The 25305-nt window shown below is 64.7% G+C and carries 22 protein-coding genes; 14 read left to right on the forward strand and 8 right to left on the reverse strand.

What is annotated here, in order from left to right; translation table 11 throughout:
- The first annotated feature begins 52 nt into the window (after nt 1-52).
- Together OW493_RS16075 and OW493_RS16080 are read left to right on the forward strand one after the other, a co-directional pair.
- Nucleotides 53-514: a flavodoxin domain-containing protein gene (locus OW493_RS16075; protein ID WP_077374146.1), complete on the forward strand. Its 462-nt coding sequence runs from the start codon at nt 53-55 to the stop codon at nt 512-514.
- Nucleotides 515-601: 87 nt separating this feature from the next.
- Nucleotides 602-1015, forward strand: coding sequence for a hypothetical protein (locus OW493_RS16080; RefSeq protein ID WP_077374143.1), 414 nt, complete (start codon nt 602-604; stop codon nt 1013-1015).
- Nucleotides 1016-1109: 94 nt separating this feature from the next.
- Here OW493_RS16080 and ppnN read toward each other — a convergent pair whose 3' ends face one another.
- Together ppnN and OW493_RS16090 are read right to left on the reverse strand one after the other, a co-directional pair.
- Nucleotides 1110-2522: a nucleotide 5'-monophosphate nucleosidase PpnN gene (ppnN, locus tag OW493_RS16085; protein WP_077374140.1), complete on the reverse strand. Its 1413-nt coding sequence runs from the start codon at nt 2520-2522 to the stop codon at nt 1110-1112.
- A 16-nt stretch (nt 2523-2538) separates the two neighbouring features.
- On the reverse strand, nt 2539-2838 hold the full coding sequence (locus OW493_RS16090) for a hypothetical protein (RefSeq protein ID WP_077374137.1): 300 nt from the start codon (nt 2836-2838) through the stop codon (nt 2539-2541).
- Nucleotides 2839-3131: 293 nt separating this feature from the next.
- Here OW493_RS16090 and OW493_RS16095 point away from each other — a divergent pair, with 293 nt between their 5' ends.
- Entirely contained in the window at nt 3132-4073 is a 942-nt protein-coding gene (locus OW493_RS16095) for a LysR family transcriptional regulator (protein ID WP_077374134.1), read from the forward strand.
- Between the two features lie 283 nt (nt 4074-4356).
- The gene (locus tag OW493_RS16100) at nt 4357-6048 is read left to right on the forward strand and encodes an acetyl-CoA hydrolase/transferase family protein (protein ID WP_289864890.1); all 1692 of its coding nucleotides are present in this window, start codon (nt 4357-4359) and stop codon (nt 6046-6048) included.
- A 153-nt stretch (nt 6049-6201) separates the two neighbouring features.
- Here the strand turns inward: OW493_RS16100 and OW493_RS16105 are convergent, their stop codons facing one another.
- The 6 genes from OW493_RS16105 to OW493_RS16130 all read right to left on the reverse strand — a co-directional run bounded on the left by OW493_RS16105 (nt 6202) and on the right by OW493_RS16130 (nt 11908).
- Entirely contained in the window at nt 6202-6531 is a 330-nt protein-coding gene (locus tag OW493_RS16105) for a YkgJ family cysteine cluster protein (RefSeq protein ID WP_077374131.1), read from the reverse strand.
- 79 nt (nt 6532-6610) lie between these two features.
- Nucleotides 6611-9133, reverse strand: coding sequence for a YjbH domain-containing protein (locus tag OW493_RS16110; protein ID WP_289864891.1), 2523 nt, complete (start codon nt 9131-9133; stop codon nt 6611-6613).
- A 99-nt stretch (nt 9134-9232) separates the two neighbouring features.
- Entirely contained in the window at nt 9233-10201 is a 969-nt protein-coding gene (locus OW493_RS16115) for a hypothetical protein (RefSeq protein ID WP_279875939.1), read from the reverse strand.
- Nucleotides 10201-10974 (reverse strand): YjbF family lipoprotein, encoded by a 774-nt coding sequence (locus tag OW493_RS16120; protein WP_289864892.1) that lies wholly within the window; start codon nt 10972-10974, stop codon nt 10201-10203. Before OW493_RS16120 ends, OW493_RS16115 begins: the two co-directional genes overlap by 1 nt.
- A complete protein-coding gene (locus OW493_RS16125) occupies nt 10974-11408 on the reverse strand; it encodes a hypothetical protein (protein WP_170877382.1) in 435 nt (144 codons plus the stop codon). The genes OW493_RS16120 and OW493_RS16125 overlap by 1 nt, the downstream gene beginning before the upstream one ends.
- A 170-nt stretch (nt 11409-11578) precedes the next feature.
- Nucleotides 11579-11908, reverse strand: coding sequence for a hypothetical protein (locus tag OW493_RS16130; protein ID WP_289864893.1), 330 nt, complete (start codon nt 11906-11908; stop codon nt 11579-11581).
- Nucleotides 11909-12691: 783 nt separating this feature from the next.
- On the opposite strand from OW493_RS16130, the gene OW493_RS16135 reads away from it, so the two are divergent.
- The 10 genes from OW493_RS16135 to OW493_RS16180 all read left to right on the forward strand — a co-directional run.
- Nucleotides 12692-13888 (forward strand): polysaccharide export protein, encoded by a 1197-nt coding sequence (locus OW493_RS16135; protein WP_084208231.1) that lies wholly within the window; start codon nt 12692-12694, stop codon nt 13886-13888.
- Nucleotides 13889-13958: 70 nt separating this feature from the next.
- Nucleotides 13959-16307, forward strand: a complete 2349-nt coding sequence (locus tag OW493_RS16140; protein WP_289864894.1) for a polysaccharide biosynthesis tyrosine autokinase — start codon at nt 13959-13961, stop codon at nt 16305-16307.
- Nucleotides 16308-16581: 274 nt separating this feature from the next.
- Nucleotides 16582-17877: a sugar transferase gene (locus OW493_RS16145; RefSeq protein WP_240499683.1), complete on the forward strand. Its 1296-nt coding sequence runs from the start codon at nt 16582-16584 to the stop codon at nt 17875-17877.
- 2 nt (nt 17878-17879) lie between these two features.
- Nucleotides 17880-18947, forward strand: a complete 1068-nt coding sequence (locus OW493_RS16150) for an EpsG family protein (protein WP_077374117.1) — start codon at nt 17880-17882, stop codon at nt 18945-18947.
- Complete coding sequence (locus OW493_RS16155) at nt 18944-20296, forward strand: hypothetical protein (RefSeq protein WP_289864895.1); 1353 nt, start codon at nt 18944-18946, stop codon at nt 20294-20296. The genes OW493_RS16150 and OW493_RS16155 overlap by 4 nt, the downstream gene beginning before the upstream one ends.
- A gap of 100 nt (nt 20297-20396) precedes the next feature.
- Nucleotides 20397-21893: a polysaccharide pyruvyl transferase family protein gene (locus tag OW493_RS16160; RefSeq protein ID WP_289864896.1), complete on the forward strand. Its 1497-nt coding sequence runs from the start codon at nt 20397-20399 to the stop codon at nt 21891-21893.
- Nucleotide 21894: 1 nt separating this feature from the next.
- Complete coding sequence (locus OW493_RS16165) at nt 21895-23133, forward strand: glycosyltransferase (RefSeq protein ID WP_289864897.1); 1239 nt, start codon at nt 21895-21897, stop codon at nt 23131-23133.
- On the forward strand, nt 23126-23881 hold the full coding sequence (locus tag OW493_RS16170; RefSeq protein ID WP_077374105.1) for a glycosyltransferase family 2 protein: 756 nt from the start codon (nt 23126-23128) through the stop codon (nt 23879-23881). The genes OW493_RS16165 and OW493_RS16170 overlap by 8 nt, the downstream gene beginning before the upstream one ends.
- Before the next feature lie 43 nt (nt 23882-23924).
- On the forward strand, nt 23925-24791 hold the full coding sequence (locus OW493_RS16175; protein WP_289864898.1) for a glycosyltransferase family A protein: 867 nt from the start codon (nt 23925-23927) through the stop codon (nt 24789-24791).
- Between the two features lie 265 nt (nt 24792-25056).
- A partial coding sequence (locus tag OW493_RS16180) for a 2-dehydropantoate 2-reductase N-terminal domain-containing protein (protein ID WP_279875942.1) occupies nt 25057-25305 on the forward strand: 249 nt, incomplete at its 3' end.

The raw sequence follows: 25305 nt of genomic DNA on the forward strand, positions 1-25305 counted from the left end.
CGCACTCACGTTCCCGCCCGTGGCGGGTGATCGTACGAATAAGGAAGGATGCATGGCGCTTCTGAAGATTTTTGTCGGCACGATGTATGGCGGCTCGCTGGATGTGGCCGAGCAGGTGCAACCGCTGTTCGAGCAGGCAGGCTATACGGTGGAAGTGCTTGACCAGCCGACACTGGAAGACTTGACGGAGACACGCCCGGATTTGGCGCTGTTCGTCACCTCCACCACCGGCAGTGGCGATGTGCCGGGCAACCTGAGCGGCTTCCTCAATGCGCTCTCGGCCCAGTCACCGGCGCTGGACTGGCTGCGTTATGGTCTGATCGCTCTCGGCGACAGCTCCTACGGCGAGACCTACTGCGGTGCCGGGCGTCAGCTGGACGAGCGTCTGGCGGATCTGGGCGCCACGCGCCACGGCGAGCGCCTCGAGATCGATGCCATGGAGACCTTCATGGCGGATGACGCGGCCCTGCCGTGGGTCGAGAGCTGGATTCCGACGCTGCCGGCGACCGCCTGACCCCGTCACGCCGGGCGTGCCCGGCGTCCGACTTCTTCATCGTGTTCGATTTCCACGTTGCCCGACCTTTCCTCGAGACTGCTGCACATGCCGAAACTCAATCCTGATCATCCGCGCGCCCGCAACCTGACACCGCAACGTGTCTCCGTGCTGGCGGGCCTCGCCATCGTGATGGTCGCCAACATTCCGCGTTTTCTGCTCAGCGGTGACACCACGCGCCTGATGCTGATCAGTGGCTTTGCCGTGGCCGTCGCGGCGCTGGGGGTCTACATCTATCGCCAGCTCTCCGATGTCGCCCAGGGCGAAGTGCCGAGACTGATGCGTCGCGTGTTCGTGTGGCTGGTGGTGGGCCTGGCGGCGATGGCAGCCTTCAACTTCGCCGCGCCGATGCTTGACCGCCCCAGGGAAGGGGCGCTGGAAGTGCTGGTCGATGGCCTGACACTGGGGCTGGTGGCGCATGTCATCAGTCTGTGGATGCATCGGGGCCGCAAGAGCGACTGAGCCCTGTCTGCCGCAAACGACGACGCCCCCGGCCAGTGATGGTCGGGGGCGTCGTCGCATCAGGCCCGGGGCTGATGGCCCGGGCGTCACGGCCTCACTTGCACAGCGTGTAGCAGGGCTCGTAGTCGCTGCCCGGCAGCTTCATGCGGCCCTGGGCCACGAAGGAGGTGAGCAGGGCGTCGAGACGCTCCATCAGCTCGGCTTCGGCGGTCAGGCGGAAGGGCCCATCGCGCTCGATCTCCTCGATGCCTTCCTTCTTGACGTTGCCGGCAACGATGCCCGAGAAGGCACGACGCAGGTTGGCGGCCAGCTCATGCACCGGCTGGTTGCGATGCAGCGCCAGGCTCGACATGTTGGCGTGGGTCGGCGCGAAGGGCTGTTGGAAGTGCGGGGCGATATGCAGACGCCAGTTGTAGTAGAAGGCGTCGTGATGCTGACGACGGAACTCCGCGACGTCATCGATGCCGCCTCGCATGGTGCGCGCCACCTCGACCGGATTGTCGATGATGATGGTATAGCGCGAGCGCGCTTCCTCACCCAGCGTATAGGTGATGAACTCGTCGATCTGCTGGAAGTAGTCGGCGCTGGAGGCCGGGCCGGTGAAGATGACCGGGAACGGCAGGCCTTCGTTTTCCGGATGCAGCAGGATACCCAGCAGGTAGAGAATCTCTTCCGCGGTGCCCACGCCGCCCGGGAAGACGATGATGCCATGCGCGGTCCGCACGAAGGCCTCAAGGCGCTTCTCGATGTCCGGCATGATGATCAGTTCATTGACGATCGGGTTGGGTGACTCGGCGGCGATGATGCCCGGCTCCGAGATGCCCAGATAACGGCCCTGCTTGCGACGCTGCTTGGCATGCGCGACGTTGGCCCCCTTCATCGGGCCCTTCATCGCGCCGGGACCACAGCCGGTGCAGATGTCGAGTTCGCGCAGGCCGAGGTGATAGCCCACGTCCTTGGTGTACTCGTATTCCTCGCGATTGATCGAGTGGCCACCCCAGCAGGTGACGAGGCTCGGTTCACGCGAGGACTTCAGGGCACCGGCGTTGCGCAGGATATGGAACACCGCGTTGGTGGTGCCTTCGGTGGTGGAGAGATCGAAGCGGGGCGTGTTCTGGATCTCGTTGGCCACGTAGACGATGTCGCGCAGCACGCTCGAGAGGTGCTCACGAATGCCGCGGATCATCTTGCCATCCACGAAGGCATCACCCGGCGCATTGTCGAGCTTCAGACGGATGCCACGATCCTGCTGCAGCACCTCGATCTCGAAGTCCTTGTAGGCATTGAGCACCGAGACGCTGTCATCGGTCTGGCTGCCGCAGTTGAGCACCGCCAGCGCGCAGCGGCGCAGGATGTCATGCAGGCCATTGGAGGAGGTGTCGCGCAGGCGATTGACCTCATCCTGGGAGAGAACTTCCAGGCTGCCTTCCGGTGAGATGATGGTGGAGACCAGCGTCGAGCTGGCATCGCGGGAGTAGGTGGTAGCTTCACTGGTGACAGAGTTCATGACCGTCTTCCTTGTGTCAGGCGCCCACGGCTGACTGGGCGCGGTTCCGGGCTTCTGCCCAGAGTTCGGCGATGCGCTCGCGGTCGTCCACGCTCATGCCGTCCTGGGCAAAGGCGTGCTGCATCCACTCTTCGAAGGTGGCGTCAAAATCTTCCGCGACCACATCGGCGGCATCGTAATCGGCGTTCTCGAGAACCAGTTCCACCTGGGGAATCATGTATCCCAGCGGGAAGAGGTCGACTTCGGCGCATTCGCTTTCCATGGCGAGCAGTGCCTTGTGGATGGCTTCGCCGCGCGCGGCCAGTGGATCAAGCATCTGGAGCATCTCGTGATTCGGGCCAGTCGCGAGGACTGGTCGGGGCAGAGGAAAGGCGCCGAGCCCTGCCGCGTCATTCGGGCATCGCCCACGAAAGACGCAGCCAGAGCGGCACCTGGCAATGAGGATGATGCTAACACGCGAGGGCGCCACGGCGCAGCGCTGCGCATGGCGGCTGGCTCTGGTAGAATCATGGGCTTTGCGGGTCGGTGGCCCTGTGCAGACATTCAGGCAGCTATCGGCAACACGACGCGCCGAGTCGCGTCCCCCGTTCGTGAGTGGTCAGTGCCTCCATGTTCAACGCCCAGTATTTTCGTACCTTCATCACCCTGGTGGAGACCGGCAGCTTTACCCATACCGCGCGCAAGCTGGAAATGACCCAGCCCGGCGTCAGCCAGCATATCCGCAAGCTGGAGCAGTACCTGGGGCGCTCGCTGCTCAACCGTCAGGGACGCAAGTTCTCGCTCACCGCAGCGGGGCGTCGCTGTTACGACTACTCCGTCAAGCTGTTTGCCGAGCACACCCAGTTCATGCACTCGCTGGATGATGACTCGCCTGACAGCGGGGAATGCCGTGTGGCCAGCCCCTCAAGCGTCGGGCTGATGTTCTATCCGTTCACGCTCGGCTATCAGCAGCAGCATCCGGGGCTGACGGTCAGCTACAGCTTCGCCTTCAATTCCGAGATCGTGCAGGACGTGCTGGCGGGGCGCTTCGATCTTGGCATCGTCACCGAGCCGGTCAAGCATCCGGATCTCAACTTCGAGCTGTGGCATCAGGAGCCGCTGTGCCTGGTGGTGCCCGCCGACTTCGCCGGCAACAGTCTCAATGAGCTGATGGCGCTGGGCTTCATGAATTACGCCGACGGCGTCAACAACGCCAGCGCCTTGCTGCGCGAGAACTTCGCTGGTGAATTCCGCTCGATGAGCCACTTCCCGCAGCAGGGTTTCACCAACGACATCGGCATGGTGCTGGATGCCGTGGCACGTGGCCTGGGCTTCACCGTCGTCTCGCGCACGGTGCTGGAGACGTCACCGTGGCAGCGCCAGGTGCGCGAGATGCCGCTCACCGAGGCCGTCTACGAGAACCTGTACATCGTCACGCGTGACAATGCCGAGGTGCCGCGTCGCTATGAGCAGCTGCTGGGCGAATTCCGCCTGCAGCGCCGCAACACGCTCTACGGCTACGCCGATGCCCCGGAAAGCTTCGACAACATGGACCTCGACGGCATGGTGTAACGCCTGCCATGACGTGACAGGGCTCCCCCTCGGGCCTGCCTGTCATCGCAAGACCCGCTCCTCGAAGCGGGTCTTCGTGTTTCCGGGGCAGGGACAGGCCCGCGTCAGGGCGTCGCTTGGAGCGCACCGTCCTGTTTCAGTGCACGACCCCGGCTTGCGACCAAGGCCTGATGCGACGCCGCCACGGCGCGTGGGATGCTGGATGACAGCCTGACCAGTGTCGTGAGGTGTTTGCGCGACTTGCTGCCTACCCCTTGTTCGTTGTCATCGAGGAACCCGTACCGTGTCTTCTTCCAAGTCCCGATTCGTTGATGCACCGCCTGCCGCGAGCGACGTGGCCGATGCCCAGTCCTTTCGCCAGTCGTTCTCGCTGCTGTCGCGCATGGAGGTGACGGAGCTTGACGAGGCGCTGCGTGACGAGCTCGCCCGGCGCTGTCGCTGGCAGGGATGGGAGTCACGCCACATGAGCGCGAGCCAGGCCGCCGAGCTGATTCGCGATGGCATGACGGTGGGCATGAGCGGCTTCACGCGGGCGGGTGAGGCCAAGGCCCTGCCGCTGGCGCTGGTCGAGAAGGCGCGCCGCGAGCCGTTCTCCATCACGCTGATGACCGGCGCCTCGCTGGGCAATGACCTCGACGGTCAGATGGCGGATGCCCACATGCTGGCGCGGCGCATGCCGTTCCAGGTCGATCCGGTGCTGCGTCGTGCCATCAACGCCGGCGAAGTGATGTTCATGGATCAGCATCTCTCGGAGACGGTGGAGCTGCTGCGCAACCATCAGCTGAGTGACATGGACGTCGCGGTGGTCGAGGCCAGTGCCATCACCGCCGACGGCGGGATCGTGCCGACCACCTCGGTGGGCAATTCGGCCAGCTACGCGATTCTGGCCGACAAGGTGATCATCGAGCTCAATCTCGAATCCCCGGCGGCACTCGAGGGACTGCACGATATCTACATTCCGCAGATGCGCCCCAGCCGTCAGCCGATCCCGGTGGTGGCGCCGGATTCGCGTATCGGCACGCCGTACATCCCCATCGACCCTGCCAGGATCGCCGCCATCGTGCTGACGCGTGGCAAGGACAGCCCCTCGACCTGTACCCCGCCGGATGAGGATACCCGGCGGATGGCGGACCATCTGGTCGAACTGCTCAAGCAGGAGGTCACGCTGGGGCGTCTGACGCCTGCGTTGCTGCCGCTGCAGGCCGGGATCGGCAGCATGGCCAACGCGGTGATGAGCGGACTGAAGGAGGGGCCCTTCGAGCACCTCACCATGTACTCGGAGGTATTGCAGGACTCCACCTTCGATCTGCTGGATGCCGGCAAGCTCGACTTCGCCTCCGGCTCCTCCATCACCGTCACCGAGGAGCGCGGGCGCACCCTGTGGAAGGACCTCGAGCGTTACCGTGACCGTCTGATCCTGCGTCCGCAGGAGCTGTCCAATCATCCGGGCATCGTGCGGCGTCTCGGCGTGATCGCCGTGAATACCGCGCTGGAATTCGACATCTACGGCAACGTCAACTCCACCCACGTGTGCGGCACGCGGATGATGAACGGTATCGGCGGCTCCGGGGACTTCGCGCGCAATGCCCAGCTCTCGGTGTTCATCACCAAGTCACTGGCCAAGGGCGGGGATATCTCGAGCGTGGTGCCCTTCGTCAGTCACGTGGATCACACCGAGCATGACGTGGACATTCTGGTGACCGAACACGGCCTGGCGGATCTGCGGGGTCTGGCACCGCGAGAACGCGCGGTGCTGGTGATCGAGAACTGCGCCGACCCGCGCTATCGTCCCGCGCTGCGGGCCTACTTCGAGGAGGCCTGCCGGCGGGGCGGCCATACCCCGCATTGCCTGGAGCAGGCGCTCAGCTGGCATCGCGAGGTGGAAGTGCACGGCAACATGCGCGCCCTGTGCACGCCTGAGCAACGCGGTGATGTACCGGCGGAGCAGGCAGGTGAGAAGGTCAGCGCCGGCTAGTGCGGCGTTCTGGCCGCTCTCGCCACCGGAGCGGCCAGAGGCCAGCCACCAGACGCCAGAAACCAGGGCGGCTCAGGCGACTGACTCAAGTGATTGACTCAAGCGGCAAGCGACAGGCGACGAAAGCCAAGCGACAAGCGACAGGAGGGCGGATCACTGATCCAGACCGTTTTCCTTGCGCTCGTCTTCGCATTCCGGGCTGCCCATCTCATAGTCACGGCATAGTTGGGGGCGGCGATCATAGATGGTGCACATCAGCGTCTCGCGATCGACGGCGGCACACCAGCCATCATCGAGGCGGCGCATGACTTCGCCCCCCCACTCATCCTCGTCGATCAGATAGTCCGGCACGCCGGTATCGGTGAGCAGAATGACCTCAAGCCTGCAGCAGCAGGCCTGGCAGTTGCTGCAGGTGATCTCGGGATTCACAGGTGTCGTATCGCCGGTAGCGAACGGCGATACGTCGGTAATCGGAATATTCATCGGGTCAGGGTCAGCCACAGTGAGTCAGGTGCCATCATCGGCACGCTTCAGCCGGCAGTGAAACATACTCACGCACGGATTACTTGTAGACCTTGTCGATCCCTTCCCAGTAGCCCTCGGGGTCCCGGTCATCGGTCATGTAATAGAGCTGGTAGCGACGATTGAGGCGTGCACCACCATCACGGGTCAGCGGTGCCCAGGCAAAGCCGGTACTGCCCTTGCTGGAGGTGGTGAAGAAGGCGTCCAGCGGAATGCTGACGTAGAGCCCCTTGTCGAAGCTGCCCTCGCCATAGTCATCGCCGGCATCGGTCATGGTCGCCCAGGCCCCGACGCTGACCCCGTTGGAGAAGCGGCGGGATAGATCCAGCGTCGCGCCGATATCGCCGGCCAGATAGCGCCCCACCGAGCCCTTGACCAGCACATCGTGCCAGCCGGACTGCCAGTAGGCGGTGGCATGGCCGGTGGTGACGGAATAGTCGCGCAGGCCGAACTGCTGATCGAATTCCCGCTGGCGGACGCGGTTGATATCCAGCCCCAGTGCCAGCGAGCTGTTCATCGGGCGATAGAGCACCTCGGCACCGACACCGGCATACATCATCTCGAGAATGCCGCCGTAGGCCTGGGCATACCAGTCACGCCCGAACTGATGAGTGCGGGTGTACTGCAGATTGGTGATGCCCAGATCGGTCTCCTTGACGTAATCCCCGACGTAGGTGCGCACGCGTGGCAGGTCGGAGTCGGCGATGTACTCGTAGTTCTCGTAGTTGTCGGCCAGCTGATAGGTGGCCACGCCGGAGAACCAGCCATTGCGATCGGTGCGCCACAGGGCATCCAGCTGCAGGTTGAGCTGGTAGAGATAGCCGTCCGGTCCGCCGAAGTTCTGTTTCAGGTTGGGCGAGAATCCCCAGTTGAAGCCGGCGGGTTCCCTGTCCAGCACCGTGGCGGCCTCCGCGCTGGCGTCGTCGTCAGGCGCGGGAGAGGCGGCGCGAGCGGTGATGGAATGCTCGTACTCGGCACCGAAACGTCTGTCGTTGGCGGCCGCGACGAAGGCCTCTCGCGGATGCTCATCCTCGCGCAGCGCCAGGCCGTTGCTGCTCAGGCGGTAGCGGAAGTGGGTGATCTCGGCGGGCAGGCGGTTGTGCAGTACGCGATTGGCGCGGCCTTCGGCCTGCAGGTCCTTGCGAAAGCGCGTGGCCTCCGCCTCGATGACCAAGGTCTCGCCCTCAACCCGCAGGCGGGAGACTTCAAGCCCCGTCTGGGCACGCAGGGTCGCGGCCAGTGCCTGCCAGTCGACGTCCTCCAGCCGTATCGGCGCTGGCGGGCTCCCGGCGGGCTCGCCCGTGGTGGCACTCGGGGAGGTCGGCAGCGTCAGCAGGCGGCCTTGAGGCGCAGCCTCGCCGCCGTCCAGCGAGGGCGTTGAGAGCGGCGCAGCCTCGTCGCCGTCCAGCGAGGTCGTTGAGAGCGGCGCAGCCTCGTCGCCGGTCAGCGAGGGTGCTGAGAGCGGCGCAGCCTCGCCGCCGTCCAGCGAGGGCGTTGAGGCCGGCGTGGCACTGGCGGGACGTGGCGGGCGATCCGACGGGACTGTCTCGCTGTTCCCACGATTGACGGCATCCAGCGAGCGCACCCGGAAGGCTTCCGGGGTCTGGTCATGGCGGTAGCGCGAATGGTGACTGGGGGCGACATCTTCCGGGATGCCGTCATCCTTGGCCTGAGCCAGCCCCGCCAGATTGGTGGACAGCGACAGGCCCAGCATGGCGGTGTTGCCGCGCTCCCAGCCGCCATGCAGCGACAGGTTGTCATTGACCTTGAACGTCGCGCCCAGATTGAACGGTGAATCCTGGTCTATCTCCACCGTCAGGGGCTCGTCGGAGTAGTCGTTGCCCTCGTATTCCAGCATCAGGGTCAGCGGGTCCCAGGGCGTCTGATATTCGATGCCACCGAAGACGGCCGGGCTGCCACTGAACATGCTGCCCAGCTGGAAGTCGCCCCCGTTGTCGCTGGTGGTGTCGCTGCGCGTCTCGAGGCTGCTTCTCACCAGCGCCAGCGGGTTGCTGAAGTCGCCCCGCGTGCCCAGATAGCCCCAGCCAAGCCCCAGACTGACATCAAGATCACCATAGCGCTTGCTGGCCACCAGATATTCAGAGCTGAACAGTCCCGTACCGCCGAGATCTCGCAGACCCACCGCAAGTGCCGGGCGATAACGGTCCTCTTCCCAGAGCCGGAACTTGGTGTCGAAGGATTTATCCAGGTAGTCGCGGTCCGGGGCGGCCTCACCGTAGCTGACCGTTTCCACCGAGACATAGCGAAAGCCCAGCTCCATCCACTCGAAGGGGGCGGCGTTGACGCTGAAGCGCTTGTAGGGCTGGGTACGGCTGTAGGTGAAGCTCAGCTCGCCCTGTGGGGCGAAGCGTGCCGTGGGAGTCTGCATCAGCCCCACGCCGCCGAAATCACTCTGGGATTCCCCGGTGGCGGCGTGGGCGATCTGGGCGCCGAGCAGGCCTCCCGCCATGCCGAGCGCCAGCCAGCCGGTGCGTGCCGGAGCAGGGCGCTGCTCGTCTCGGGGGCGCGTGGAGGGATGGGCTGGGCGAAAGGGACTCGACATGGGCGTCTCGCATGCTCCCGCGCGACAGGCGCGTGAGCGTGAATGAGGGTATGGAGGATAGAAACATCGAGGTGATGCCGGCAGTGCCGGGAACGACCGCTAGCGGGCCGGCGCTTGCGGGTCACTGCCTGACGTCCCGGGAGCTGTCGGCTCGTCGTCCGCTGACGGCAGCGAGGCGGCGTCCAGCTGCCAGCTGTGACAGTTCTCACCGGGCAGGCGGCTGGCCAGCCATTGCGGCAGCGCCTCGTTGACCCATTGCTGCGCGGTATCGATACCGGGGGTATGGATCACCAGGCTGGCTCCCGGCGCGACCGGCAGGTCGGCTGCGCCACGCGTGAGGCGATTCCAGCTGGCGATGGGCCGCGTGAGCACCTGCCCCTGGGGGGTGACGAGGCTGGCCCGTGCCGCCTGGCCCAGCGAGTCGGCGGCGCGGCGCTCATCGATCAAGGCGTCCAGTGTCAGGCCGGGGCTCCACTGGCGCTGGTGCACGCCGCTGGCGTCCAGGATCACCACGTCGCGGGGAGCCTGACAGGCACCGATCACCATGCCGGGGGCGATGCGTATCGCCCGCGGGCCATCGCGCATGTCAGTGAGCGGATTCAGCTGGCCGGGCAGGCGTGCCAGCACGCTGCGTGGCTCACCCTGTTGACGGCCCTGATCGAGATAGCGCTGCCAGGCGTGCAACCCCTCGACATAGGCGGCCCGAGAGCTGCCTTCGGGCGCCCCCACCGCGTAGCGAGCCGCGATCAGTTCAATCTCGGCGCTCAGGCGGTTGGCGGTCGCGGCCATCTGCCGGCGAATCAGCGGCGTGCTGACGAAGCTGTAGCGCCAGTCCAGCGCCATGCGGGTCTGATGGGAGGACCATTGCTGTTCCAGTACCTGACTGGCCAGTGGCGTGCTGGCGGCGCTGAAGGGCAGCGGCGTCTCGTTCGCTCGGGCGAGGGTCGGGATCAGCAGGGCGGCCAGGCACACCCCCGTGGGCAATGTGCGGGCGAGGGCGCGCAGCGGTCCCTCGACGCGGGCCGAATCGTGTGCGGGGCGAGCAGAATCACGTCGTGAAAAGCGCATTACCATGCCTTGGCGATCTCCCAGCCGAAGCGTGGCCCGTCCGGCCAGGCCGTCATGTCGGCGGCCCACACCCGAGTGGCATCGCGCCATATTTCGTTGGTGGTGGTGTAGCCATCGTCCCATGCCAGGGTCTCGGTGCAGTGTTGCAGCGACAGCTCGGCCAGTGGCAGCGCGTGTGGCGCGGCGGCCTCACAGCGCAGATGTGCATCGGCTTCATGCACCTGCATCACCGGCACGTCATCTTGATGCTGACTGCCGGAGGAAGCGGCATCTGCCCGCTCCAGCCGGCGAGGATAGGGGCTCAGGGCGCTGACACTGACGCGATAGCGGCTGTCGTCAGCCATCAGCCAGGCCGGACGCGCCAAGGCGCGCCCGGTAGTGCTTTGCTCATGCCTGTCCGCGATGTCTCGCGTGAAGCCGGATGTCGCGGACAGTACGCCGTCGCGCAGTTCGATGATGCCGCGGTCCTGGCTCTCGAAACGCGCGATGCGTCCCTCATCCTCGAGCGTGGCCAACACGACCAGTGCCGTGTTGTTGCCATGCAGGAACTTGAGGGAGGCGTAGGGCAGTTCACTGGCGCGCGCCGCCTCGAAGTCATCCTTGCCGAAGGCATCGCCCACCGAACTGGCCACTATCTGGGCACAGCCGCTCACTGACACGGCACAGGCAGTGATGCCCAGCAGCGTCAGCGAGCGCCGGATGCCTGGAAGGTGCCTGGCTCGCGATTGGCGATGATTCGCGCCTGAACGACGCGATGCGGAGCGCGACGTCATCAACGTGTCCCGGTAGAGCCGGTGGTACCTGTCGTGCCGGTGGTACCGGTGGTGCCGGTCGTCCCGCCACCGACGGTGCCCGTGGCCGCGCCGGCCGCGATGCTGCCGCCGTTGGTGCTCGGGGTCACGCTGCCGGACGCGCTCTGGCTGGCCGTGCCGCTGCCAGCGGCGCTGCCGGTGGGAACGCTACCGGTCGTACCGGTGGTGCCAGTCGTGCCGGTCGTGCCGGTAGTACCAGTCGTGCCGGTGGTACCAGTCGTGCCGGTGGTACCGGTGGTGCCAGTGGTACCGGTAGTACCAGTAGTTCCGGTGGTACCGGTCGTCCCCGTCGCAGCCTGCCCAGCGGCAGGTGCCTCCTCTTCCGCCATGGCGTTGCCTGCCAACAGCAGGGCACCGGACAGGCCGAGAATGGCGCCGATATGTGACTTGCGCATATGAAGTCTCCTTGATGAGCATTGCCGGTCATCTGCCAGTCAGGGCGCTGCGATGACTGGGCTCGGTGATGGGTGGCCAAGGCCAGCGTCGTGCATGCCGGATGCCGTGCTGTCTCTGACCATCGGCAACACTGCTGCTGAGAGTTGCGTCGTGGTGTGCGTGAGCAAGCTCACGCCTGTTCCATGATCTGCAGGGCGCCGTCCCTGATACCGTCCGTAGCATCTTCCCTGGCGCAGCCTCTTCCTGAGGTGTTCCTGCCATGGCCGCATTCCCTGGCCACCGTATTGCTCGCTTTCGAGGTGATGACATCGCCGTCGTCATGAGAAATGTGCATGCACATTTCAGACGGACGCCTCTCTCTATCCCCCGTGAAAGCGAGGCCCATGTTAACCAGAAAATGTCGGCTGTCTAGCGAGAGAAGTCGCGTCGATGTGGCGTTGATGGAAAGCGAAATATTTATGTAAAAAAGAGTAATCGTGGTGTGGATAAAAGCAGACATGCTTGTCGATCTTTCAGACACCGCGGGCGCTGGACTTGATCCGCATGGCTGCTGAAATTCTTGTGAAGGATGTGTCGATTTGCAGACGAACCCAGCGTTGCACTGTCTGTGATCGGCTACGTCGCCATGTGGCGGTTAGCGACACACGTCGTGCTGATGATGATACAAAGCAATGTTTTTATTGGATTTTTGTAACAGCGCTCGATTGGCGAGCGGCGTGGATCAGGTAAAATGCGCAACAGATGGAGTCTGGTCACTCCACTCTTGATGCCCATGAAGACGACGCAGCGGACAGTGCGATAAACGTTGCCATCACGTTGTGGAGCCTGCGCCGTCAGGTGGGTGTGGTGGGCACTGTCGATGGCGTGAATATGTGCCTGTAAAAGGTGACATCGATGTGCAGCAGAGACGTGATTTTATGAGGAAGACTTCGTGTAATTCGAAGGATACTCAATCACATTCATCGTCTTCATGGGCCAGCATTCGCGTGATTGCCCAAGGGAGTGTTCGCGCCATTGCCAGACAGGCGCAAGCCGTCATGCAAGGGCCGGGACGCCAGCAGGCGCAAGTACTCAAGCAAACCAAGACATGACACCAGCACGAGGGATCACCCTCGGCCCGAGGTCACCGTCGTTGCAACAGTCGTTGCACATGGGGCCATCGCGTTACGCAAGGCGAACCGAAGACGTTATCGAATTGGTCCTGGCGTCAGCGTGCGGCGGGAATGATCGGGGCAGCCTCGCATCAATCGCTGCTCGGGTCTGTCGACTCAACGGACTTCAGATGAAAAATGCACTGATCGCACGACTTCTGGGCGCCAGCTTGAGCCTCGGCGCCCTCACCGGACTGGCGGGCTGCGTCTTCGCGCCCGGCGGCGACATCGACTATGACACCTCGGCCGCGCCGGTGGATGACATCGTCGATGTGGAGCCCATCACCTTCGGCTTGATCAAGGCCCAGGCGCGGGCGGATGCCCAGGCACGCCAGGCGGCTCGGGGTGACGGCACCCAGCGCGAGCTGGAGCAGGCGCTGACCCAGGAGCTCAACAGCAGTACCCGTGCGCAACTGGCGCCGGATTATCAGTACCACGTGGGGCCGGGCGACATTCTCAATATCGTCGTCTATGACCACCCGGAGCTGTCGTTGCCCACGGGCTCCGAGCGCAGCGCCCAGGAAGCCGGCAACGTGGTGCATGCCGACGGCACGCTCTTCTATCCCTACATCGGCCGTGTCCAGGTCAGCGGCAAGACCCTGGACGAGATCCGTCGGGTGCTGGGCGAGCGCCTCCAGCCCTATCTCAACGAGCCGCAGATCGACGTCAAGGTGGCGGCCTTCCGCAGTCAGAAGGTGCGGATCAGCGGTGAGGTGGAGCAGCCTGGCGTGCAGCCCATCAATGATGTGCCGTTGAGTCTGCTCGATGCCATCGCCGCCGCCGGCGGCATGACCGGAGACGCGGACTGGCACAACGTGGTGCTCAAGCGCAATGGCGAGGAGACCGTCATCTCCCTCTACGAGCTGCTGGCACAGCGCAATGCGGCGACCGGCGAGGCACGTGATCGGCTGCTCAAGGACGGTGATGTCCTGTATGTGCCGGATGTCGGGACCCGCAAGGTGTTCGTGATGGGTGAGGTCGACAAGTCGGTCAGCCTGCCGCTGGGCAGAAGCCCCATCTCGCTGACCGATGCCATCGCCCAGGCGGGCGGCATCAAGGAAGACTCCGCGGATGCCTCCGGCATCTTCGTGGTACGGCGGGACCGGGAAGACCCCGAGAAGCTGGCCACCGTCTATCAGCTGGATGCTCGCAACACCACGGCCCTGATTCTGGGCGCCGACTTCGCGCTCAAGCCGCAGGATGTCGTCTATGTCACGGCCGCGCCGGTGTCGCGCTGGAACCGCGTGATCAGTCAGTTGCTGCCCACCGTGAGCTCCATCTACTACAGCACCGAAATCCAGGACAACCTCGATACCCTCGGCCAGTAAGGCGAGGGGTCGTCAAGGCGTCCCTGCCCGTCGCGATGCACGGGCAGGACACCAGGAGAGTGACTCAACGATGTCGATTCGCAATGCCCATTCCTCCCGTCAGACGGGGGCCACCGAACCCGCAGCGGTACCGGCGCGCACCAGTCTCGATCTGGGCCGCATGCTGGGTCAGCTGTATGACAGCCGCCTGACGCTGGCGCTGATCACCGGCACCTTCACCGTGCTGGCGGTGCTCTATGCGCTGCTGGCGACGCCGATCTACAAGGCCGACGCGCTGGTGCAGGTCGAGGATGGTGGCAGCAACATGAATCCGCTGCGGGATGTCTCCAGCATGCTGCGGGGGGAGGCGCCGCCGTCGGAATCCGAGATCCAGATCATCACCTCGCGCCTGGTGCTGGGCGAGACCGTCAAGAAGGAGCAGCTGGATCTGGTGGTCAAGCCTTACCAGTACCCGGTGATCGGGACCTTCCTGCGCAGCCACGAGGTGGAGCGCCCGAGCTGGCTGTCCGGTTCCAGCATGGTGTGGGCCGGCGAGTCACTGGAAGTGGCCAGCCTGGCCGTGCCCAAGGCCTGGGACAACGTCCCGCTGACGCTGGTGACGCTCGGCTCGGGTGAGCAGGGCCGCTATGAACTGCGCTACGACGGCAAGGTGCTCGGCACAGGCTCGGTGGGCAAGCGTGAGCGTTTCGAGGGGCCGCTGGGCGAGGTGAGTCTCGAGGTGACCTCGCTCACCGCGGGCGAGGGAGCCGAGTTCACCCTGATGCACCAGTCCACTCTGGAAGCCACCAATGCGCTGCGCGCGCGCTTCGCGGTGGCCGAGATGGGCAAGGAGACCGGCGTGCTGGGGCTGGCTCTGGTGGGGGAAGATCCGCTGCGCACCCAGCAGGTGCTTGAGCGCATCACCGAGACCTATCAACAGCAGAACATCGACCGTCAATCGGCGGAAGCGGAGAAGTCGCTCGAATTCCTCAAGGAACAGGTGCCGACCGTCCGCAAGAAGCTGACCGAGGCCGAAGAGCGTCTCAATGCCTATCGCGGCAAGAGTGACAGCGTGAATCTGGATCTCGAGACCAAGTCGGTGCTCGAGCAGCTGGTGAACATCGACAACCAGCTCAACCAGACCCAGCTCGAGGAAGCGGAGCTCTCCGGCAAGTTCAACCCGAGTCACCCAAGCTACGTGGCACTGCGCAAGAAGCGCGCGGATCTTGAGCGCACGCGCAGTGAGCTCGAGAAGCAGGTGGGGGATCTTCCGGACACCCAGCAGGAGATCCTGCGTCTGGAGCGTGAAGTCGAGGTCAATCAGCAGATCTACGTGCAGCTGCTCAACAAGACCCAGGAAATGAACATCGCCCAGGCCAGCACCATCGGCAACATCCGCATCCTGGATGAGGCCGTGGCGCAGCCGCACCCGGTCAGCCCGCGCAAGGCGATGATCGTGGTGATCGCGACCCTGCTGGGCGCCATGCTGGGTGTGGTCTTCGTGCTGCTGCGCTCGCTGCTGCATCGTGGCATCGAGACACCGTCGGAGCTTTCCGATCTCGGCCTCAACGTGCATGCGACCCTGCCGCTCTCCGAGGAGCAGGCGCGCCTCAATCGTCGCCTGGCGCGAGGCATCAAGCGCTTCTCCTCCTTCAAGCTCGGCAAGGGCGCCACGGCGGCGGCCGGCAATGCCGCGCCTGGCCTGCTGGCTGTACGCAATCCGGCGGATCTCTCCATCGAGGGTCTGCGGGGTCTGCGTACCAGCCTGCACTTCGCGATGATGGAAGCTCCCGACAACCGCCTGATGATCTGCGGCCCCAGCCCGGGCATCGGCAAGAGCTTCGTGTCCGCCAACCTGGCCGCCGTCTGTGCCCAGGCAGGCAACCGCGTGCTGGTGATCGACGCCGACATGCGCCGTGGTCACGTGCATCAGAGTATGGCGGGCCAACAGGTGAGCGCCGTGGCACCGGGGCTGAGCGACTACCTGCTCGGCAAGGTGGAGCGCAGCGCCATCATCCGCAGCATCGCCGACGAGAGCCTGGCGGTGGTCGGTGAAGGCGGGGAGACGCCGGACACCCTCTGCTACGTGGCTCGCGGCACCTCACCGAGCAATCCCTCCGAGTTGCTGCTGCAGGCGCGCTTCTCCGAGCTGCTCGAGTGGGCCAGCGAGAACTTCGACATGGTCATCGTGGATACGCCGCCGATCCTGGCGGTCACCGATGCAGCCATCGTCGGCAAGCTGTGCGGCGTCAGCGTGATGGTGACGCGCTTCATGCACAACTCGCCCAAGGAAATCGAAGCGGCATTGGAGCGCTTCGCTTCCAGTGGCGTGAGCGTGGATGGCGCCATCCTCAACGCCGTCGAGCGCAAGGCGACCACGGCCTACAGCTACGGCTACAGCTATCACGACTACCAGTATCAAGGCGGCGCAAATACGTGAGTGCTGACTTGCCATCCACGGCGACGCCCCTATGTCTGATGACAGCTCGTCAACAGACACCCAGGCGGAAGACGACGTATCGCAAGACCCGGTGTCACTCGACACCACGTCACCGACACGGCGCGGCATGCCGGCCCGAAGGGCGCATGCGGCGTGATGAGAAGACAGCACGATTTGCGATAGACCGGTGCAGGCCGCAAGGGCGGCGGGAGACGGCACCGGGTGTGATGAACGGAAACACCACTCGAACGCAAACCAAGGGGGAGACAGGCACATGAACACGACGACAAATCCAGCGACGACCGGACTCGAGGGGCGTCAGCGACATTCGCGCATGTACGAACGTCTGATGTTCAACTCGCTGTGTCAGGCGCTGGTGGGTCTGATTCTGGCGGTGGGTGTCCCGCTGTTGCTGATCAATGGCCTGCGCCCCTGGGTCAGCGAGATGCGCATGCACAGCGTCATCGCGGCCAGCGGTGGCTTCCTGCTCGCGCTGCAGGCGATTCGTCACATGTCGCGCTACCCCGGTGCCAAGGCATTCGCCTACGTGTTGCCGGCCATCACCATCAGCTATCTGCTGGCGATGAGCGTGCTGATCGCGCTGGATCTGCGCTTCAGCCGTATCGTGCTGGGCAGCTCCTGGCTCGCGGCGATGCTGATCTGCTCCATCGGCTTCTGGGCCGAGCAGCGCACCCGCATCCGCAAGCTGGCCGTGGTGCCGTTCGGTGACTATCGCAACCTGTTCACCACTCGTGGGGCGCGCTGGAACCTGATGCGCGCACCGGACCTGGGCCAGGAGCGCTACAACGGCGTGGTCGCGGATCTGGAAGCCGAGATGCCGGCCGAGTGGCAGCGTTTCCTGGCCAACTGCGTGCTCAACCGCATTCCGGTCTACGACGCCAGTGAAGTGCGCGAGTCGCTCACCGGTCGCGTGGAGCTGAACCAGGTGCGCGAGAACAGCTTCGGTCAGCTGGCACCCAACAGTGAATATGAGCTGTTCAAGCGTCTGTTCGACGTGCTGGCCGTGCTGGCGGTGGCCCCGTTCGTGCTGCCGATCTGCCTGGTGACTGCCGTGCTGATCCGTCTGGATTCGCCGGGTGGCGTGTTCTTCGTGCAGGAGCGTGTCGGTCAGGGCGGTCGTCCGTATCGCATGTTCAAGTTCCGCAGCATGTGCCATGACAGCGAGAAGTCCGGTGCCCAGTTCGCCCAGGCCAACGACATGCGCGTGACCCGTATCGGCCGCGTGATCCGCAAGACCCGCATCGATGAGCTGCCGCAGTTCATCAACGTGCTCAAGGGCGAGATGAGCCTCATCGGTCCGCGTCCGGAGCAGGTCAAGTTCGTGAATGAATTCGCCGAACAGATCCCGTTCTACAACTACCGTCACGTGGTACGTCCGGGCATCACCGGCTGGGCGCAGGTGACCCAGGGGTACGCCTCCGACGCTGACGAGACGCGCGAGAAGCTCGAGCACGACTTCTACTACATCAAGCGCTTCTCCGTGTGGCTGGATCTGTTGATCGTCGGTCGTACCATCAAGACCATGCTGACCGGTTTCGGGGCACGCTGAGCATGCTGACCGTCAGTGGCTATTACGTCGGCTTCATGGCCCTGCTGGTGGCAGTTCTGCCACTGGCGGCCAGCGAGCGCACCCGCATGGTGGGTGCCTGGCTGGGTGGCGGGCTGTGTCTGGCGTTCATGGCATTGCGTTACGACGCAGGATACGACTACTTCTCGTATCGCCAGATGGCCACCTGGCAGGTCGACCTGAGCTTCCTCGAACCCGCGCCGGCGGCACTGGCGCGCATGGCTCGGGCCTGGGGGGAACCGCAGCTGTTCTTCTTCATCACCGCCTTCCTCTACGTGTCGTGCTTCGTCACCGCGCTGGTGATGAGCCGCCGCAACCTGGCCTGGTGCCTGCTGTTCTTCGTCTGCCTGCCGCTGATCTATCTCTCGGCCTTCGGCTTCGTCAAGCAGCACGTGGCGATCGCCCTGTTCATGGTGGCGATGGCCTGTCTGGAGCGTGGCATGCGGCTGCCGGCGCTGGTGCTGATGCTCGTCGGCACCAGCTTCCACTACACCCTGGCGCTGTATCTGCCGTTGCTGGTGCTCTACCCGCTGCTGCGACGCGCCTATCCCTTCTGGGTCTATCTGGGGCTGCTGCCGCTGTGTTTCGTGGCAGGACCGCTGGCCAAGAGCGCACTCAGCGCGCTGGGGCTCTATGCCCACTACTTCGAGGATTTTTCCGGGGGCGGGCAGAAGCTCTATGTCATCTATCTGCTGATCTGCCTGGGGACGCTGGGACTCTGGAAGCATTTCCGCCTGTCACTGGACCCCTGGGCCTTCAATCTGATGTTCATCGGCGTGGCGCTCTACACCCTGTTCATCACCTATGGTGAGCACGTGGCCCGCGCCAGCTACTACTTCCTGCCGTTTGCCATCTTCGTCATCTGTGACGTCATCGAGCACTTCCGCGACAAGCTGCTGCCCAGTCTGATCAGCGGTGCGCTGATGATGGCGTTGTTCTTCATGTCGCTGAAGGTGGCGGCCGGCAATCAGGATCATGATTTCTTGAACAACTACCAATTCTATTTCTTGAGCGATGAAGCACTGGTGGTCGGCAATGGAGGTCAGTCATGAGCGAAGCGCTGATCTTCTCGCTGTTCAACCTGATGGCGCGTGGCCTGTCGTCCGCGGCGGGCCTGCTGCTGGCGCGAGCCGTGGCGCCCGAGGCCTTCGGGGAATATGCCCTGGCCCTCAACTATGCGGTGTTGCTGGGCGTGCTGGCGCGCATGGGCGGCAACGAGGTGCTGCTGGTCACCGAAGATGGTGCCAGTGGCGCGGCGCTGCGCCGCTGGATGGGCGTCGGCATCGGCCTCTACGCCTTGCTGGCCATCGCCTTCGCCGTGGGCATCGCACCGCTGCTGGGGCTGTCTGCCTTCATCTTCGCCTTCTGTGCCCTGCGTGCCGGGGTAGAGCAGGTCGGCCTGCAGATGGTCAATTCGCGCCTGCAGCGTCAGGAGCGCCTGGGGCGCGTCAATCTGATGACGGTGCTGATCTCGCTGGCGGTGGCGATCGCGGTGGCCTGCGCGGCAGGTCCGGCGCTCTATCATCAGGGCGTCGCGCTGCTGACCGGCGCCGAATTCAGCGCCGAGCTGACCACGCCGTCCGGCATGTTCGGCCTGGCACCGGTGGCCACCTTCGTGATGGTCGGTGCCCTCGCGCTGGTCATCGTGATGCTGCTGGGCATGTGGCTGTCACATGACGCGGCGGCGGATGCCCGGGCGGCGGCTGCCAGCCGCGATGGCGCAAGCTCAAGTCGCCTGCCGAGCAAGGCGGACTTCGCGCGTGGACGCGGCTTTCTCTACAACAACCTGATGTCATTCGCCTACCTGCAGGCCTGGGTGATTCTGGCCGGGCTCGCCTTCGCACCCGCCCAGGTGGCCAGTGTCTCGGTGGTGACCTCCATCGTGTTCGCGCTCTATGTCTTCCCCACCAGCCTGTATCGCTACTACCTGCCCAAGCTGACCCAGGGTGATGGCCGCCTCAAGGAATACCTGATCATCGCCAGCGGCTTCGCGCTGCCGGTGGCGGGCGGTCTGGCACTGGTGGCGCCGTGGCTGGCCGAGCACTTCCTGAGCGGCGCCTATCCGCGCCTGACCATGACACTGCGCGCCTTCGCGCTGGTCTACCTGGTGCACGCCTTCGTCACCTGCGCCTTCACGCGTCTGGCGGCAGTGCGCCTGAATGGCAAGCGCCTGCTGTGCCAGAGCACCGGGGCCATTCTGGTGGTCGGTGGGGGCCTTTCGATCGCCGCGCTCAATCACTCGCTCGGCAACGCGTCCGGCGAGAGCGGCAGCCTTCTGGGCATCGACCTCTACCACCTCTTCCTGTGCGTGCCGGTCACCGCGGAGCTGGTGATGCTGGCGATGGCGATCCTCTTCCAGCCGGCTCGCCAGCAAGAGGCGGCCGCGACGGCCAGCCCTTGACGTTCGGCCTTGGGGCCGACGAGTACACGACATTTCACGTGGCGATGCCCGGGCATCGTGCACACCGAACAGCGACATTACGGACAGAAGGACGAACAGCATGGCCAAGATATGCATGACGCACGGATGGCATGACGACAACAAGGGCGACTCCGCCATCCTGATGGGCACCATCGACTTCCTCGACCAGCTGATCGATGCCGAACACGGCCGCAGCGATGTCTCCGGTGAAGGCGTGGCGAAGGCCGAAGGCCATCGCATCGATATCCTGCCCATCGATGACCAGGTGTTCGCCACCGAGCGCGGGCCGTTCCGCCACATTCGTCGCCGCTACCGCGAGCGCGTCACCGTCGGTCAGCCCTTGATGCCGCCGATGCGTGACAAGCTGCGCTTCGTCACCTCGCTGCTGGGGCTGGGGGCCAAGATGGCATTCGGCAAGCAGGGCAAGAGCGGCAACGATGTCATCGACGGTGCCGACCTGGTGGTGGTGAAGGGCGGTCATATCTTCCACAACGGCAGCTTCAAGAAGACCCTGTCTTCCTGGCTGGCGCTGATCGGCTATCTGGCGCCGGTGATGCTGGCGCGCAAGGCCGGCAAGCGCGTGCTGTTGCTGGGCCACTCCTTCGGCCCGTTCAAGACGCCGGCCCAGGAGCGCTTCTTCCTGCGCACCCTGAGCGACTGCCTGGTGGTCTCGCGTGAGGAGATCACCCACGCCATGACCCAGAAGGCCGACCCGAAGCTGCCGCATGCGCTGCTGGGCACCGACATGGCCTTCGCCATGGCCCCGCGGGCGAGCGATGAACATGCCGAGGTCAAGGCACCGGGCGGCGTGGCCTCACCCTATGCCGTGATCACCCTGCGTGACTGGTGGGGGCTGGATCAGCAGGCCTTCGCCGAGCGTGTCGAGGTGCTGTCGCGTTCACTGCTGGAATCCCGGGAGCGTCTGGGCATCGAGCGCCTGATGATCGTGCCGCACGTGCTGGGCCCGACCGATATCGAGAATGACCAGCGCATCTCCCAGCTGGTGTTCGATCACCTGCAGAAGGCACTGGCCGCCGCTGACGGGGGCGAGGAGCTCGCCACGCGCATCGAGCTGGTGCAGGGCGACCCGAGCCCGGATGCGCTGGTGGATCTCTACCGCGACGCCGAATTCCTGGTGGGCACGCGTTTCCACTCGGTCATCTTCGCGCTGATGTCCGGCACGCCGGTCTACGCGCTGTCCTACTGTGGCCCCAAGGCGCCGGGCATCATGCGTGACTTCGGGCTCGGCGACAGCGTTCAGGACATCGAGAACTTCGACCCGGCACGCATCGTGGCCGACATCGAGGCGCTGGTCGCCGACAAGGCCTTCCCGGCACTTGCCGAGCGCGTCATCGCCGACAAGCTGGCGATCACCGCCGACATCACGCGGGACTTCCTGCGCCGCGCACCGGGACGCGCCGGTGTCTGGGGTCAGCGTGAGCTCAAGCTCAATGACGACGCCTATCCGGCGCCGACGGCTACCAAGGCACCTGCCGCGACGGACCCCGTGGCCGCGGATGCCCCGGCCGCTGAGCACGCCACCCACGACAGCGAGCCTGTCGTGCGAGGAGTCTGACATGGCCCATGTCGCTCTGTTGATCCAGGACATCAGCGCCTGCGGTGGCGTCGAGAAGGTGATGCACGGCCTGGCGCGTGATCTGCGCGACAGCCATCAGGTCACGCTGGTGTCGGTGCGTGAAGGCGAGCCCTACTGGGGCCGTCTCGAGGGTGTCGAATACCGCACTCTGGGACTGCCCGCCACTGGTACGCGCAAGAACTTCCGCCACTGGGTGACGCATCTGCGTCGTCTGATGCTGGAGGCGCGCATCGAGGTGATGGTCAGCGGCTACTTCGCCTTCCATCTGGCGGCCCAGCTGGCGGCACGTGGCACCGGAGGCCGTGACGAGGCGGGCAATTCGCGCCCGCTGACCCGCGTCATCGCCCAGGAGCACAGCGCCTACCATCACGATCGTCGCGCCAAGCGCGTCATCAAGCACCTGCTCTATCGTCATCTCGATGTCCTGCAGGTGCTCAACGAGGTGGATGCGGAATGCTGGCGGCGGCGTGGTCTGCAACCGACGGTGATCCCCAACTATCTGGATGATCTCGCGGAGCGCGAGACGCGCGCCGATTGCGAGCGTCAGGCCGACGTGGTGATGGTGGGGCGTCTGGCGCCGATCAAGCGTGTCGATCTGGCGATCCGTGCCTTTGCCCATTCGGGTTACCGCCGCGGGCGTCTGGTGCTGGTCGGGGATGGTCCGGAACGTGAGTCCTTGCTGGCGCTGTGCCACGAGCTGGGGCTGAAGGTCTTCCAGGGCGCCAACGACGACAGCGTGCCGGATGATACCCGGGTGCTGTTCACCGGCGCGCTGCAGGACGTCTCGCGTGAGTTGCGCCGAGCCCGTCTGCTGTTGCTGACGTCCGAGCGTGAATGCCTGCCGATGAACGTGCTGGAAGCCAAGCGTGAGGGCCTGCCGTGCCTGTCACGCCCGGTGCGCTCAGGCCCGCTGGCATTGATTCGCCACGATGTCGATGGCGTGCTGAGTGCCGAAGCGGACAGTGCCGGTGAGGTGGAGATCGTGCAGGAGCTGGCGCATGAACTGGCGCGTCTCGAATTTGACGACCATCGCCTGCTGCATCTCTCGAAGGCCGCACGCGAGAGCTTTGCCCACTACAGCCGTGATGCGGTGCTGCCGGACTATCAACGCCTGATCACGCGCCTGGTGCCGGCCGATTCGCGCCAGCGCGCATTCGTGAACGGCGTCAGCGTCAGTGGATCCCACTCGCCTCATTCCAAGGAGAAGGCCCATGGCTGATGTGTCCGTCATCATGCCCAACTACGGCTATGACCGCCGCCTGCATGCCGCCGTCGATTCCGTGCTGGCCCAGAGCGAGCCGGTGCGCGAGATCCTGATCAGCGACGATGCCTCACCCGATGGTGCCGCCGCGCGACTGCGCGAGGATTTCGCGGCACTGGAGACCGGCGACGTCGAGATCCGCATCCTCGAGACCGACACCAACGGCGGGCCGGGGCGTGCCCGCAACCGTGCCATCGCCGAGGCCCAGGGCCGCTACATCGCCTTCCTGGACGCCGATGATGCCTGGCTGCCGGAGAAGATCGAACGCCAGATCGCCTTCATGCAGGAGACCGGTGCCGGCCTGTCCTACACCGGCTACGAGATGGTGGATGAGCAGGGCAACCATGTCTCCCACTTCGCACCACCGGCGCGTCTGACGCGTGACGACATGCTGCGCTCCAACTCCATCGGCTGTCTGACCGCCATCTATGACGCGGGGCGCTTCGGGCGTTTCTACATGCCGACCATCCGCAAGCGTCAGGACCTGGCGCTGTGGCTGATCATCATCGGTCAGCTGGGCCCGGCGCAGGGCATGCCCGAGCCGCTGGCGCGTTACACGCGTCGCGAGAGCAGCGTGTCCTCCAACAAGTTCAAGGCCGCCGCCTACCAGTGGCGTCTGTATCGTGAGGTGCTGGGGATGGATGTGATCAGCGCCAGTCGCAACTTTGTCCATTACGCGGTGAACGGTTATGCAAAACATCGTTGATGAAACTATCTCCGTCGATCCCGCTCGTCATGCAGGCCGCCCCATGCAGGAATCCCGTGCTCGTGTGCTGAAGCATCAGCGTCAGGTGGAAGACAGCGCCCGTCGTCAGGTGCCGGAACTGACCTTCCTGATCTCGACCCTGGATGCCGGGATCTACAGCGTGCCGCGTTATGACGAGCTGCCCGGCGCCCGCTTCCTGATCGTGCATCAGCTGTCGGAAGCCCATCAGGACGAGGCGCAGCGCGATATCTTCCGCGAGTACGTGCTGGCCCATTTCGACAGCCGTTTCGAGTATCTGGCGGTCGCGGGGCGTGGTCTCTCCAAGAGCCGCAACATCGCGCTGGCGGCCTGCCCGACACGCTACGCCTACATCCTGGACGACGATGTCCAGCTGCATCCCCAGGCCGTGTCGCTGGTGATGGAAGCCTTCACCTGTACCGAGGCGGCGGCGATCAGCTTCCCGCACGTCAAGGCCTTCCCCTTGCACGAACGGGACCCGGATCGTCCGGCACCGCCGGTCGCCTTCAAGGCCCACACCCTGATGTCACTGGCTCGCGTGCGCTCGGTGGACATGGCGCTGGATCTCTGCCAGTTCCATGCCCGCTTCGATGAGCAGTTCGGGCTGGGCACCGAACAACCCTCCGGCGAGGAATTCATCGTGATGAGCGATGCTCGCCGTCAGGGCGCGCGCCTGATGCGCGCCAATCTGGGCATCGTCGCCCATGCGGGGGTCACCTCCGGCAGCGACTTCTACAGCTCGCCCGCCAAGGCGCGCACCAAGGGGCGGATGTTCGCTCGGGTCACTGGCAGTCGCTTCTCGCCGCTGGCACTGGCCTTCCTGGTTCGCAAGGCCCCGATCGCCTTCAAGCGCGGCTATCTGGCGACCTTCGTCGGCAATTTCTTCCGCTAGTCGCCCGCGCGACACACACGTACGCCCGAATCGGCATGGGCAGACGCCGATGGATGGCAGTCTCTGCGCTTTTCTCTCTCCCCACTGACGTTGCCCGTCAGTGGGTTGGGTAACGTCACGCCGGATTCGGGCCGAGGGGCGATCTGTCAGTGGTTCACGGTCTCCCTGCAGTGGAGATCCGCCCCGACCGGTATCGCTCATGCATCGCTTTGGCGCATTGCGTTCACACTCGAGATGGCCGTCAGGCCAACAAGGATGACATTCAATGAAGATCACGATTTTCGGAAGCGGTTATGTAGGCCTGGTCACCGGTACCTGCCTGGCCGATGTGGGACATGATGTGGTGTGCATGGACGTGGACGCCGCCAAGATCGAGCGCCTCAAGCAGGGCGAGATTCCCATCTACGAGCCGGGACTCGAGAGCATGTTGCTGCGCAACGTGGAAGCCGGCCGTCTGAGCTTCACCACCGACGCCCGCGAGGCCGTCGCGCACGGCGTGCTGCAGTTCATCGCC

The sequence above is a fragment of the Cobetia sp. 14N.309.X.WAT.E.A4 genome (assembly GCF_030397495.1).
GTDB lineage: Bacteria > Pseudomonadota > Gammaproteobacteria > Pseudomonadales > Halomonadaceae > Cobetia > Cobetia marina.

Excerpts from the sequence above, each read along its gene's own strand:
- OW493_RS16160 (WP_289864896.1), top strand. The coding sequence starts at position 20,397 with ATGGCCAAGATATGCATGACGCACGGATGGCATGACGACAACAAGGGC.
- OW493_RS16170 (WP_077374105.1), top strand. The coding sequence starts at position 23,126 with ATGGCTGATGTGTCCGTCATCATGCCCAACTACGGCTATGACCGCCGC.
- OW493_RS16165 (WP_289864897.1), top strand. The coding sequence starts at position 21,895 with ATGGCCCATGTCGCTCTGTTGATCCAGGACATCAGCGCCTGCGGTGGC.
- OW493_RS16120 (WP_289864892.1), bottom strand. The coding sequence starts at position 10,974 with ATGACGTCGCGCTCCGCATCGCGTCGTTCAGGCGCGAATCATCGCCAA.
- OW493_RS16115 (WP_279875939.1), bottom strand. The coding sequence starts at position 10,201 with ATGCGCTTTTCACGACGTGATTCTGCTCGCCCCGCACACGATTCGGCC.
- OW493_RS16090 (WP_077374137.1), bottom strand. The coding sequence starts at position 2,838 with ATGCTTGATCCACTGGCCGCGCGCGGCGAAGCCATCCACAAGGCACTG.
- OW493_RS16130 (WP_289864893.1), bottom strand. The coding sequence starts at position 11,908 with ATGTCTGCTTTTATCCACACCACGATTACTCTTTTTTACATAAATATT.
- ppnN (WP_077374140.1), bottom strand. The coding sequence starts at position 2,522 with ATGAACTCTGTCACCAGTGAAGCTACCACCTACTCCCGCGATGCCAGC.
- OW493_RS16135 (WP_084208231.1), top strand. The coding sequence starts at position 12,692 with ATGAAAAATGCACTGATCGCACGACTTCTGGGCGCCAGCTTGAGCCTC.
- OW493_RS16105 (WP_077374131.1), bottom strand. The coding sequence starts at position 6,531 with ATGAATATTCCGATTACCGACGTATCGCCGTTCGCTACCGGCGATACG.
- OW493_RS16140 (WP_289864894.1), top strand. The coding sequence starts at position 13,959 with ATGTCGATTCGCAATGCCCATTCCTCCCGTCAGACGGGGGCCACCGAA.
- OW493_RS16150 (WP_077374117.1), top strand. The coding sequence starts at position 17,880 with ATGCTGACCGTCAGTGGCTATTACGTCGGCTTCATGGCCCTGCTGGTG.
- OW493_RS16095 (WP_077374134.1), top strand. The coding sequence starts at position 3,132 with ATGTTCAACGCCCAGTATTTTCGTACCTTCATCACCCTGGTGGAGACC.
- OW493_RS16080 (WP_077374143.1), top strand. The coding sequence starts at position 602 with ATGCCGAAACTCAATCCTGATCATCCGCGCGCCCGCAACCTGACACCG.
- OW493_RS16075 (WP_077374146.1), top strand. The coding sequence starts at position 53 with ATGGCGCTTCTGAAGATTTTTGTCGGCACGATGTATGGCGGCTCGCTG.
- OW493_RS16110 (WP_289864891.1), bottom strand. The coding sequence starts at position 9,133 with ATGTCGAGTCCCTTTCGCCCAGCCCATCCCTCCACGCGCCCCCGAGAC.
- OW493_RS16175 (WP_289864898.1), top strand. The coding sequence starts at position 23,925 with ATGCAGGAATCCCGTGCTCGTGTGCTGAAGCATCAGCGTCAGGTGGAA.
- OW493_RS16125 (WP_170877382.1), bottom strand. The coding sequence starts at position 11,408 with ATGCGCAAGTCACATATCGGCGCCATTCTCGGCCTGTCCGGTGCCCTG.
- OW493_RS16155 (WP_289864895.1), top strand. The coding sequence starts at position 18,944 with ATGAGCGAAGCGCTGATCTTCTCGCTGTTCAACCTGATGGCGCGTGGC.
- OW493_RS16145 (WP_240499683.1), top strand. The coding sequence starts at position 16,582 with ATGAACACGACGACAAATCCAGCGACGACCGGACTCGAGGGGCGTCAG.